Raw genomic sequence first — 12,121 nt, 5'->3', positions numbered from 1 at the left:
TTATTCTAATACATTATTTTCTTTTGAATCCTTATTACTATTTTTCTCACTAAAACTATTGGTACAGACTATCTCCTTTTTTATATCACTCCAAATTTCATTTTGAGATTTCTTTATTATCACGTTATACTTATTATCTTTTATATCAGTATCAAATTGACATATTGCAGAGAAATCACAATATTCACATTGGACTCTATTCGACTGCTTTACAGGTTGTATTTTGACTTCTCCACTTAACATTTCTTTACATAATTCAATCATTTTTTTGTTTACATAATCCCTAAGCAAATTAAACTCTTCTTCTGTTACTACATCACTATTAGCTTTAAAATCTCCATCTTTCTTAAATGCAGCTGGTATTATCAATGAATAACCATCAATATCCTTATCCATAGCCCTAACAACTCTGGCATCCTTTAATACCAAGCCCTTCATTTTCAATGCATCTAAAACTTCTACTTCAACCTCTTCTACTGTCATTTCTTTCTTGCCCTTAATTATTGGATCATCTATTTTGAAATAAAATATTCCTCCTGGTTTAACCTGCTTCTCTAATATATATTTAGAATTCTTAATTAAAGCATCTAAATAAACTAGTAACTGCATTTGTAAACCATGATACAATTCATTTAACTCAAACTGCTTAGCACCTGTCTTGTAATCTATAATTCTTACATAAGTTTCATCATCTAAATCTAATGTATCTATCCTATCAATTCTTCCTTGCAGGTATATTTTTTCATTAGAATTTAAATCTAATGTTATTGCTTCACCTTGACTATAGCTGCCAAAATCAAATTCAGTCTTGAATACTTCAAACTTACCTTGATTTATTTGCTCTGCTATAATTGTAATAGACTTAGAAATCACTCGCTTAAACCTTTGAGCTAAATATTTAAATCTCTTAGTACTATTCAATATTGAATTACTTTCTTCGTCTAATCTTTTATCAATTAACTTAGAAACCATTTCTCTGCACTTTTCATTATTTAAGTCAGACCATAAAATTCCTTCATGCTTAACTTTATTTGTAAATGAATCCAAAACATCATGAACAAATGAGCCTAGATCTGGAGGTGTAAATTCATATACTTTTCTATTTTTAGCTTTAAGTCCATATTGGACAAAATAAGAAAATGGGCATTTCGCATATTTTTCTAATCTAGATACACTAAATACCATTTTTCCAATATCATTTTGATAAAGTTCTCTAAGCTTCTTTTTAGCTACTACATCTCCTATATTAGAATAGTTAAGCCCATTAAATATATTTTGTATTTTATCCTTAAATTCTTCATTTTGTTTAAACCAGTTATATACTTCTGGCCAATACTCTTCTATGTCTTCCTTATCAAAATCTCTTCTCACCGCTAATATTAACTCATTAAATGTAGGAATTGGTGTTGTAATTTTATTTAGCATATTTGAATTACTTACTAAATCAAATATTGAACTCTCCTCTATTAAATTAGGAAGTATCTTCTTGATTCTTGATATCACTATTGAAGGTCTCAATGATTTACCTTCAAAATCAGCCATTGGATAAGATATCATTAAATATTCACTGCTTATAGTTAATGCAGTATATAGTAAAAATTGTTCCTCAAATATTTTATTTCTAGTTGTTGATGCTAAAGTTATTCCCATTTTACTTAATGTTTCTCTATCCATATCAGATAATATTCCTTCATCCTTGTTGGCTGCAGGCAGCACACCATCATTAACTCCAACTATGTAAAGTACTTTTACATCTCTCCCTTTTATTCTCGCCACATCACCAATATTTACTTGATCTAAAGCTACTGGTATAACTCCAATTTCTTGATTAGTGAATCCTGAATTTAATATCTTAAAAAATTCAAAAGAATCTAAAATCTCTCCTCCCATTACATCAACTGCTTGATCTAAAATATCTATTACTATGCCTTCAACTTGACTATATTCCTTAACCTTATCTTCTAATCCAAGCTTTTCAAAATTCTCAATCCATAATTCTATTCTTTTGAACGCTTTTAAATCAACTAAAAATTCATAAATAGCAGCACAAATATCCCTTACAGTATGATTTCCATTTATTTTATTATGAAAAGTTATAAGTGGTCTTCTTATCTCCTCCATAATTTCAGCTATTCCCACTTGCTCTTCTGTTAATTCTTTATTATTGTGAAACCATTTTTCAGAAATTATTTCTTTTACAGTCCACTTATATCCCTTCACTCCATTTTCCAATATAAAGTTTTCTAATATATCAATATCTAAACTTTCTATTCCTGTTAACCCACTTTTTAAATACTTAAATATACTTTCATAAGACCAATTCTTAAACAAGATTTCAAAAGCAGATGTTATAAGTATAATTAACGGATTATTTAATAATTGAAGCTTCTTATCTAAAAAATACGGTATATTGTACTCCTTAAATATTACTGATGTTATTTTCTCATAATCATCAATATTTCTACAGACAACTGATATATCCTTATATCTATACCCATTATCTCTTACAAGTTTAACTATGCTTTTCGCAACTCTCTCAATCTCATCATATATATTATTTGCTTTATAAAGTGAAACATTTTTATTTAACCCCTTATATGAATTAAACGGATAAGTAAAAAAGTATTTTTCTATATGTCTTAATTCATAACTATTTTTGAATCTATATGGAAAATTAGTATTTAAATCAATAGGCTTATCATAAGCTATATTATTTTCTTCCACTATTTTCATTATACTCATTTCAGTTTTCTTTATTGAATTAAAAACATCTGTTATATCTTCATCCTCTTTTTGCATAAATGAACTTTCCATACAAAGAGTTATATTTATTCTTCTGCACCTTTTTGCCAATAATCTTATAATCTCTAATTGTTGAGGTGTGAAACTAGTAAATTCGTCTATCCATACTTCACAATCTTTATAAATATTGCTATTTAATAACTTTTTTCCTAATAAAGTTAATTCATCATCACTATCAATATATCCTTGATTCATCTTCAAATTAAAAGCATCATAAATTACTGCTAATTCCTTAATTTTTTGCACTAATTCTATATCATTAATACTTTTATCTATTTCTACTAAATTTTCAATATTAACATTATACTTTTTAAATTCCGAAATAATATCTGCTATAATTTCATTAAAACCCTGTTCTCTTGATATTTTTTTAAAGTATTCTAAAGAATCAATATTTTCATTTAATACTTTATGAATCAACATGTTTTTTCCTGATTCTTTTATTATCTCTTTAACACGTCCGCCACATTCTTCAAATACTGTGTGAGCCATCCTCTTAAAACTCAAAACTTCGGTTCTTAAAAGAGCTATTTCACCAATACTTTTTAAAATCTTATTTTCAGTATTGAATGTATATTGCTCTGGAACTAATAAAATTAACTTATAATCCTCACTTTTTTCGATTTTTTTCTTTATTTCATTTATGCAAAATTCACTTTTCCCAGTCCCAGCCCTACCATATATAAATCTTATACTCATCTATTTTTCACCTCTAGATCTAATAATCAACTTTTATTATTAGATGTTGGATTTATCATTACGTATGCTCATAATTACAGTATCAACATCTGATCCATCTATACAACACCTATTATATCTAATTCCACATTCCCTAAACCCACATTTTTTATAACAATTTATTGCTCTAAAATTTGATTTGATTACTTCTAATTCTACCCGTATAGCATTCAACTCTTCAAATAAATATTTTAATAATACTTTTATAGAGTCTTGCCCATAAGACCTATTCCAATACCTACTTCCTATTGTAATTCCAATAGAATATACATTTTGACAATAATCACTTTCCTTATATGTTATAAAACCAACTAAAACATTTTTTTCGTTAATTATGCTTAAAGCTTTTCTTAAGTTTGTCTGTTTGAGATTATTTTTATCTTCATTAATATCACTCGATATTATATTGTATTTTTTAACTTCCTCTTCATTACATAACTTATGCAACATTAATATATCCCTTTTCTCAAGTAACCTTAAATATATTTTCTCTCCTTTAAGCACAATGCACCTTCTTATCTGATTAATCTCTCTTATATAATTATACTATGTATCATCATTATATTTTTGCTTTATAATATATTATTCAATACTGTAACTTTTTAGAAATAAGTATTAAAATATATAATAAATGATTATATAAAAATTTACAAAACAAAAAAACATCTAACATAATGTTAGATGTTTTTGGCGGAGAATCCGGGATTTGAACCCGGGCGCCAGTTACCCGACCTACGCCCTTAGCAGGGGCGCCTCTTCAGCCACTTGAGTAATTCTCCATGTGCCTTCTGCATTTTTTATTATTATATTAAATGGCGGAAAGATAGGGATTCGAACCCTAGGTACGCTTACACGCACGCCGGTTTTCAAGACCGGTGCCTTAAACCAACTCGACCATCTTTCCACGTCTCACGACATGATTTATTATAGCAATGATTTTAATATGTGTCAACATATTTTTTTATTTTTCATTAATGTATATTTTACCAAGGACAATTTATATTAAAATGAGCAACATTAACTTAATTTTATTGAAAAATCTAAATTATGAAATGAATAGTTTAAAATTTTATTTTTATAACTTTCCATATAATAAAATAAAGAAATATATATGTTAAAAATTGAATTCTAAATTAAAGTTATGTACAGTATCACTAAGTAATGAATAAATCATATTGTACCATATATATAACACTAAACTTTGCTTAGCACAATATATTTTTTGATACTTTCAAACATTATCGTAATATTTTGATTTATCATAATTTCGTCAATAATAACAAATTTACTTCACCATGTCTACTTTATAATAAACTTGTTATACTTTGTACTCTTTAAAACATTGATATCACTATAGTTTGCACTTCAGAATTTTTATACTTTTCTAAATATAAAAAAGCATCTAATAAAATATTAGATGCTTTGGCGGAGAATCCGGGATTTGAACCCGGGCGCCAGTTACCCGACCTACGCCCTTAGCAGGGGCGCCTCTTCAGCCACTTGAGTAATTCTCCATGTGCCTTCTATCTTTATTTTTAGATAAAAAAAATGGCGGAAAGATAGGGATTCGAACCCTAGGTACGCTTACACGCACGCCGGTTTTCAAGACCGGTGCCTTAAACCAACTCGACCATCTTTCCACGTCTTACGACAAGATTTATTATAGCAAGCAATTATTATTATGTCAACACTTTTAAATAAAATTATTTTAATAAATGATTTTATTTATTAATGTTTAAATACAGTAGAAATTTTGACATCATAATTAAAGATAAAATGTATAAAAACTAAAAATTTGCATAGCTTCGTTTCATTTATACATATATTAATATACAAATAACTTATTTCTCTTCTTATTATGTTTTATTAAAAAGAAGTATGAATTTATAATGTAAAAATAACTTATTCATACTTCCTTTTAATGCTTTATTACATATTATATCTTTTTAATAACAAACTATCTTATTTCATCACAATTCATATATCTTCTTAAAACTTCTGGGATTTCTACACTGCCATCTTCTCTTTGATAGTTTTCTAATATAGCTGCAACTGTTCTACCTATCGCAACTCCTGATCCATTTAATGTATGAACAAATTGTGGTTTATTTTTTGGAGTTTCTCTATATTTAATATTAGCTCTTCTTGCTTGGAAATCTTCAAAATTTGAACAACTTGAAATTTCTACATATCTATTATAACTTGGCATCCAAACTTCTATATCATATTTTAAAGCTGCAGTAAATCCTAAATCACCTTTACATATTCTAACTATTCTATAAGGCAAACCTAATCCTTGTAATACAGATTCAGCATCAGTAACAAGTTTATCTAATTCATTATAAGAATCTTCTGGCTTACAAAATTTAACCAATTCGACCTTATTAAATTGATGTTGTCTAACAAGACCTCTTGTATCTCTTCCAGCAGAACCCGCTTCTGCTCTAAAACAAGCTGAATATGCAGCATGCTTAATTGGTAAGTCTGCTCCAGCAAGTACTTCATTTCTGTACATGTTAGTTACAGGAACTTCTGCTGTAGGAATTAAGAAATATCCATTGTTTTCAACTTTAAATGCATCTTCTTCAAACTTAGGTAATTGACCTGTTCCTGTCATACTATCTCTATTAACCATGTATGGTGGTAATATTTCAGTATATCCATTCTCACATGTATGCTTATCTAAGAAATAAGAAATTATCATTCTTTCCAATCTAGCTCCTAATCCCTTATACACAGTAAATCTAGATCCAGCTACCTTTCCACCTCTTTCAAAGTCTAAAATGTTTAAGTCAGTTCCTAGATCCCAATGTGCTTTTGGTTCAAAACTAAATTTAGTTGGCTCTCCCCATCTTTTTATTTCAATATTATCCTCATCTGTTTCACCATCTGGAACTTCTGGATTTGGTATATTAGGTATTCTTAACATAATATATTTTATTCTTTCATCTATTTCTGTTACCCTAACATCAAATTGCTTAATTTCATCTCCTAATTCTCTCATTTCAGTCATTATTGAAGTAACATCTTCTCCTGCTTTCTTAAGCTTAGGAATTTCAGCTGAAGCTTGATTTCTTTTATTTTTTAGTGTTTCAACTTCTACTAATATTTTTCTTCTTTCTTCATCTAATTGTATTATTTCATCAATAACCTTAGCATCAAAATCTTCCCCTCTATTTGATAAAGCTTTCTTAATTTCTTCTGGATTGTTTCTTATTCTTTTTAAATCTAACATGTAATTTATCCTCCTAAAATAAAAATATATTTTTCAATAAAAAAAGAGTCCTTCTTCCCATACAAGGGACGAAGAACTCCGCGTTGCCACCCTAATTGATAGTATTAAAAATACTATCCACTTAACTATTTAACGATATATACCGTACTACTCATCGCAGTCCCTCAGAGGTGGATTCATAATCTACAATTATCAGTTTACACCTAACCACTGACTCTCTAAAAATCATAATATTATTACTATTCTCATCACAGGTTTTTATATTAACTTAAATTTAATATATTACAAAACACCTATATTTGTCAATATATATGTGTTACAAAAAATAATTTATACTCAAATAATGTAACACTAACTTAACTTTCCTTAGAAATTTTAATTTATATATACATCAAAGCATATAAAAAATATCAATCAATCCTTCTTGTACAAACAATATCTATACCTGTATTCATTATATTCTTACAAATGATATCTCCGATATCAATAGGAGTACTTATATATATTCTACTAAGAACTTTGGAAAACTCCCTCCATAACTCCTTTTCTATAGGCTTAGTACTTTTTACAGATGCAACTTTGTTATTTAAATCACCCTTTATTCTAACCAAACTTGTAAAAATATCTTTATTGCTCATTTTAATTTCCTCCTAGTTAGATTTCATTAAATTCTTTAATTCTGCTAACTAATACCTTTGAATCCATCGAATCATATACTATGCTTAAAGGACTTTCATTCATTTCTCTAGCTAAAATTTTTATAATTTTCATTTTACAATAAGAACCATTACAGCTACCTAGACCTATTCCTGTACGTCTTTTAACTCCTTCTACAGTTCTTGCACCAAGTGGCCTTCTAATACAATCTATGATTTCACCTTCTGTAACATTATTACAACTACATATTATGTTTCCATACCTTGAATCTAAAGCAATTATCTCATTTCTTTGTTCTTTAGACATATTCTTAAATGTATACATTTCCCTATTCTTATCAACATAGTCTCTCTTCTTAGTTATATTCATATTAGTTTTTAATGATTCTTCAATCTTTTCAGCAATAGCAGGTGCAATTGTTATCTTACTATAATGACTTCCAGTAACTTTTATATATCCATCTTGAATCTTATTATCATCAATTAACGTATTACCTTTACTGTATGTTTCAGTAAAAATATTCATAACTACTTCCTTTTTTACATCCTGTAAAATACTCTTAGATAATTGTAATCCATCCTCTAAACTTAAAAAATCATATCCCTTTATCCCAATTAAATTTTCTTTTGATGCTGTTGGTATATTTATTACAAAAGCATCTTCATCTATATCATTAATAATTACACTATTAATGTAATTATCTAAATTTTCATTAAATAAAATATAATTCATTTTTTTATTTATTACTTCATTTTTGCCTTCTACATATCTTCCTGCAAAAATTTCACTTGGTATTGTATTAACCACGAACTTACAAGTAAACTTGTTTTTATTAGTTGTTACCTTAAAGCCTTTGCTTACATTCTTAATATCAATAACCTCTTCTTCTAATCTAAAATTCACTCCATTATCAGCAGCAACTTCAGCATATGAAATGGCTAAATTGTAAGGTGAAATAACCGCAATATTTTCTGAATATAGTGCTTTTTCTGCTTTTATCTTTAAATTTGGCTCTATATCATAAATAGCATTATCTTCTATTAAGTGAACTCCTAAAATGCCACGTTCATTAGCCTTATTATACATAATATCTAATCGCTTATTGCCACTATCATTTGAAGAAATTCTTAATGCACCTACTCTTTTATATGGTAAATTAAATTTCTCACAATGCTTTTGAATTAACTTCATTCCAGAATTCTCTAGCTTAGCCATTACATAATCAGATGTTTCCGATCCATCATAAACGACAGCTGTATTAACAAGAGAAACATCATTGGCTACGTCATAATCTTTTTCAATTAAAGCTATATTTATATTATATTTAGATAACTCATAAGCTACTGCACAACCAACTATACCGCCACCTAAAATTAATACATCATAATCCATAACTTAATCCTCCTAATCTGAAACCACAAAGTTACGTTCTTTTAATTCTGATATTATTAATTCAATATCATCTTCAGTATCTGCTGCTATAGTATGAAGATGAACTCCATTAGTTAATACTGATAATAATTTTGCTTTTTGTTCCTTATACTTTATAATAAACTTATTTAATTCATTAAAATTTTTAATCATAAGCATTCCTTTTATCTCACCATATAACGGATGTTCTACTATAACATCTTCAATTATCCCCCCATATTTAATTACTATGCTCATTTCCTCAAACATTTGCTCTTTATCGTGAGTCACAGCTATAATAGCTTTAACTTTCCCTTCATTATTATTTACTATATATCCATCTGGCGTTGCTATTATATTTTCTCCCTTAGCTCTAAGAATAGCTATATCCTTTACAATTACTTGTCTGGTTACAGCATATTTTTCAGCTATAGTAGTACCTTTTAATGGCTTATTGCTCTCTAATAATAACTTAATTATACTATCTCTTCGTTCAATAGAATTCATATTGACCTCCTGAAAAAGAATTTTCTCTTAGTAAATTTCTTTCCCCTACAATTTACTTAAAGCACTATTTATAGTAACTCTAATTATCATCCATAAATTAACCAAATAATATTAATTACAATTATCACATATCATTAATATTTTTAAATAAATGCTTTTCTCTTTAATTTCTTCATTATGATGTTGTTCTATGCATTCAATTATCTCTTCATCCTTTTCACCAGAATCTCTTAACAGCTTTGCTCCAATTCTAGGATGATTATAATAATTACTTATTCTCTTAATTTTATTATACTTTAAAAAGCTTCCTAAAGTAATCTTATTCATAATAACAACAAAACTTTTCTCAAATATATTTATTCTAACTTGTGATTTTCCTATATCATGTAATAATGCACATTTACTCATTTTATTCTTATCAATATTGGAAATGTTTTTATCATATATATAATTTATGGCTGACTTACATACTCTTATTGAATGTTGTCTTTCCGATTTACTTATTTTCATAAATAAATTTAATTGTTCTGAATTAAGGTATTTATTCAATATTGCAAAGTCATCCTTCTTTATTAAAGATTGAACTGCCCAATAAAATTGTTTAATTCTATAAAATTGCATATTTATATATCCCCTTATTATATTTCATATACTAAAATGAACTTAATTATATACATAATAAAAAAAGTTATGAAATACTTCATAACTTTTTTTGGTGGAGATAAAGAGATTCGAACTCTTGACCCCCTGCGTGCAAGGCAGGTGCTCTCCCAACTGAGCTATACCCCCATGGTGGACCTTCAGGGACTCGAACCCTAGACCTACCGGTTATGAGCCGGTTGCTCTAACCAACTGAGCTAAAGATCCTTTTTATTACCTGGCAACGTCTTACTCTTCCACACAGTCTCCCATGCAGTACCATCAGCGCTATAGACCTTAACTGTCCTGTTCGGAATGGGAAGGAGTGTTACCTCTATGCCATCATTACCAGATTTTCATTAATATTATACACATTAATTATCAATATGTCAAACATTTTTTTGAAAGATTTTGCTCTTTCAAAATTGCACATAGTTCTTAATGTATTACAACTTGATTATATTGGTCAAGCCCTCGACCTATTAGTATCAGTCAGCTAAATACGTTGCCGCACTTACACCTCTGACCTATCAACCTTGTAGTCTTCAAGGGGTCTTACTAGCTTATGCTATGGGAAATCTCATCTTGAGGTGGGCTTCACACTTAGATGCTTTCAGCGTTTATCCCTTCCCGACTTAGCTACCCAGCTATGCTTCTGGCGAAACAACTGGTACACCATAGGTCAGTCCATCCCGGTCCTCTCGTACTAAGGACAGCTCCTCTCAAATTTCCTACGCCCGCGACGGATAGGGACCGAACTGTCTCACGACGTTCTGAACCCAGCTCGCGTGCCGCTTTAATGGGCGAACAGCCCAACCCTTGGGACCTACTTCAGCCCCAGGATGCGACGAGCCGACATCGAGGTGCCAAACCTCCCCGTCGATGTGAACTCTTGGGGGAGATCAGCCTGTTATCCCCGAGGTAGCTTTTATCCGTTGAGCGATGGCCCTCCCACGAGGTACCACCGGATCACTAAGCCCGACTTTCGTCCCTGCTCCACTTGTAGGTGTCGCAGTCAGGCTCCCTTCTGCCTTTGCACTCTTCGAACGATTTCCGACCGTTCTGAGGGAACCTTTGGGCGCCTCCGTTACATTTTAGGAGGCGACCGCCCCAGTCAAACTGCCCACCTAACAATGTCCTGTCACCAGTTTCATGGCATCCAGTTAGAATTTCAATACTATCAGGGTGGTATCCCAACAACGACTCCACTAAGGCTGACGCCCTAGTTTCCCAGTCTCCCACCTATCCTGTACAGACAATACCGAAATTCAATGCTAAGCTACAGTAAAGCTCTACGGGGTCTTTCCGTCCAATCGCGGGTAGCGAGCATCTTCACTCGCACTACAACTTCGCCGGATTTGCAGTTGAGACAGTGCACAAGTCATTACGCCATTCGTGCGGGTCAGAACTTACCTGACAAGGAATTTCGCTACCTTAGGACCGTTATAGTTACGGCCGCCGTTTACTGGGGCTTAAGTTCACACCTTCGCTTACGCTAAGTGTTCCCCTTAACCTTCCAGCACCGGGCAGGCGTCAGCCCCTATACATCAGCTTTCGCTTTAGCAGAGACCTGTGTTTTTGTTAAACAGTTGCTTGTGCCTATTCTCTGCGGCCTGCCGTAAAGCAGGCACCCCTTCTCCCGAAGTTACGGGGTCAATTTGCCTAGTTCCTTAACTGCAATTCTTCCGTCGGCCTTAGGATTCTCTCCTCATCTACCTGTGTCGGTTTGCGGTACGGGCACTACTTCTCTCTCTAGATGCTTTTCTTGGAAGCATGGAATCAGATACTTCGGTTCCGTGGAACCTTCCCCATCACGCCTCAGAATTGTTAGAACGGATTTGCCTATCCTAACTCCCTAAACGCTTAGACTAACATCCAATAGTTAGCACATCCTATCCTTCTCCGTCACACCATCGATAATAACGATTATAGTGGTATTGGAATATCAACCAATTGTCCATCGACTACGCCTTTCGGCCTCGCCTTAGGTCCCGACTAACCCTGAGAAGACAAACTTTACTCAGGAAACCTTAGATATTCGGCCTGTAGGATTCTCACCTACATCTCGCTACTAATGCCAACATTCTCACTCGTAATCAGTCCACCGCTCCTTTCGGTACGACTTCAGCCCGA

7 protein-coding genes, 6 tRNA genes, 2 rRNA genes and 1 other annotated feature (1 of these 16 running past the window's edge) are annotated in these 12,121 nt (G+C 31.2%); all 15 genes read right to left on the bottom strand.

Going from position 1 to position 12,121, the window contains the following annotated elements:
* Positions 1-3,501 carry a helicase-exonuclease AddAB subunit AddB gene (gene addB, locus CLSA_RS00115; RefSeq protein WP_022743396.1) on the bottom strand — a complete coding sequence of 1,167 codons (3,501 nt, stop codon included), beginning with the start codon at positions 3,499-3,501 and terminating at the stop codon, positions 1-3.
* Between the two features lie 39 nt (positions 3,502-3,540).
* Positions 3,541-4,044 carry a GNAT family N-acetyltransferase gene (locus CLSA_RS00110; RefSeq protein ID WP_041715967.1) on the bottom strand — a complete coding sequence of 168 codons (504 nt, stop codon included), beginning with the start codon at positions 4,042-4,044 and terminating at the stop codon, positions 3,541-3,543.
* A gap of 184 nt (positions 4,045-4,228) precedes the next feature.
* A tRNA-Ser gene (locus tag CLSA_RS00105) sits at positions 4,229-4,319 on the bottom strand.
* A 34-nt stretch (positions 4,320-4,353) separates the two neighbouring features.
* Positions 4,354-4,444: transfer RNA gene (locus tag CLSA_RS00100), tRNA-Ser, on the bottom strand.
* A 519-nt stretch (positions 4,445-4,963) separates the two neighbouring features.
* Positions 4,964-5,054 (bottom strand) — tRNA-Ser (locus CLSA_RS00095).
* 35 nt (positions 5,055-5,089) lie between these two features.
* Positions 5,090-5,180 (bottom strand) — tRNA-Ser (locus tag CLSA_RS00090).
* 317 nt (positions 5,181-5,497) lie between these two features.
* A complete protein-coding gene (gene serS / locus CLSA_RS00085) occupies positions 5,498-6,775 on the bottom strand; it encodes a serine--tRNA ligase (protein WP_022743394.1) in 1,278 nt (425 codons plus the stop codon).
* A 61-nt stretch (positions 6,776-6,836) separates the two neighbouring features.
* Positions 6,837-7,036: a binding site (T-box leader), on the bottom strand.
* A 149-nt stretch (positions 7,037-7,185) separates the two neighbouring features.
* The gene (locus tag CLSA_RS00080; RefSeq protein WP_022743393.1) at positions 7,186-7,413 is read right to left on the bottom strand and encodes a DUF1667 domain-containing protein; all 228 of its coding nucleotides are present in this window, start codon (positions 7,411-7,413) and stop codon (positions 7,186-7,188) included.
* 16 nt (positions 7,414-7,429) lie between these two features.
* On the bottom strand, positions 7,430-8,824 hold the full coding sequence (locus tag CLSA_RS00075; RefSeq protein ID WP_022743392.1) for an NAD(P)/FAD-dependent oxidoreductase: 1,395 nt from the start codon (positions 8,822-8,824) through the stop codon (positions 7,430-7,432).
* 12 nt (positions 8,825-8,836) lie between these two features.
* Positions 8,837-9,349, bottom strand: a complete 513-nt coding sequence (locus CLSA_RS00070) for a transcription repressor NadR (protein WP_022743391.1) — start codon at positions 9,347-9,349, stop codon at positions 8,837-8,839.
* Positions 9,350-9,460: 111 nt separating this feature from the next.
* Complete coding sequence (locus tag CLSA_RS00065) at positions 9,461-9,970, bottom strand: HD domain-containing protein (protein ID WP_022743390.1); 510 nt, start codon at positions 9,968-9,970, stop codon at positions 9,461-9,463.
* 92 nt (positions 9,971-10,062) lie between these two features.
* Positions 10,063-10,138: transfer RNA gene (locus CLSA_RS00060), tRNA-Ala, on the bottom strand.
* 1 nt (position 10,139) lies between these two features.
* Positions 10,140-10,216: transfer RNA gene (locus tag CLSA_RS00055), tRNA-Ile, on the bottom strand.
* 8 nt (positions 10,217-10,224) lie between these two features.
* Positions 10,225-10,341: ribosomal RNA gene (gene rrf, locus CLSA_RS00050) — 5S ribosomal RNA — on the bottom strand.
* Positions 10,342-10,450: 109 nt separating this feature from the next.
* Positions 10,451-12,121, bottom strand: a 23S ribosomal RNA gene (locus CLSA_RS00045) (it continues 1,239 nt past the right edge of the window).

This window comes from Clostridium saccharobutylicum DSM 13864 (assembly GCF_000473995.1).
GTDB classification, from domain to species: Bacteria; Bacillota; Clostridia; order Clostridiales; family Clostridiaceae; genus Clostridium; species Clostridium saccharobutylicum.
Note: the sequence above shows the minus strand (reverse complement) of the source record. Positions and strands in the feature narration are given on the sequence as shown.

Coding starts and splice junctions, on each gene's coding strand:
- addB (WP_022743396.1), bottom strand. CDS start 3,501: ATGAGTATAAGATTTATATATGGTAGGGCTGGGACTGGGAAAAGTGAA.
- serS (WP_022743394.1), bottom strand. CDS start 6,775: ATGTTAGATTTAAAAAGAATAAGAAACAATCCAGAAGAAATTAAGAAA.
- CLSA_RS00080 (WP_022743393.1), bottom strand. CDS start 7,413: ATGAGCAATAAAGATATTTTTACAAGTTTGGTTAGAATAAAGGGTGAT.
- CLSA_RS00075 (WP_022743392.1), bottom strand. CDS start 8,824: ATGGATTATGATGTATTAATTTTAGGTGGCGGTATAGTTGGTTGTGCA.
- CLSA_RS00070 (WP_022743391.1), bottom strand. CDS start 9,349: ATGAATTCTATTGAACGAAGAGATAGTATAATTAAGTTATTATTAGAG.
- CLSA_RS00065 (WP_022743390.1), bottom strand. CDS start 9,970: ATGCAATTTTATAGAATTAAACAATTTTATTGGGCAGTTCAATCTTTA.